The 258-nt window shown below is 67.4% G+C and carries 1 protein-coding gene; it reads left to right on the top strand.

Annotation, left to right across the window (positions count from 1 at the left end):
- Positions 1–258 (top strand): hypothetical protein (locus ACLJNW_RS26430; protein ID WP_410961541.1); only part of this gene is annotated, 258 nt, incomplete at both ends.

The raw sequence follows: 258 nt of genomic DNA, 5'->3' as shown, positions 1-258 counted from the left end.
CTCTAAGCCTGCTGCTCGGCAAGCAGGTCGGCGGCAAGCTGACCTACATCCCCTTCAAGAGCGGCAGCGAGGCGTCCATCCAGTTGGCCGGCAGGCACATCGCCGCCAACCTCAACAACCCGGCGGAAAGCCTCAGCCAGTGGCGCGGCGGCCAGGTCCGGCCGCTCTGCGTGTTCAGCCACGAGCGCATGATCTACACCGCCAAGGTCGCTGCCGAGCAGTCCTGGGCGGACATCCCCACCTGCCACGAACAGGGCC

It is taken from the genome of Salmonella sp. SAL4457, from assembly GCF_046548235.1.
GTDB classification, from domain to species: domain Bacteria; phylum Pseudomonadota; class Gammaproteobacteria; order Enterobacterales; family Enterobacteriaceae; genus Salmonella; species Salmonella enterica.
This window is presented reverse-complemented; position numbering and strand designations above follow the sequence as displayed.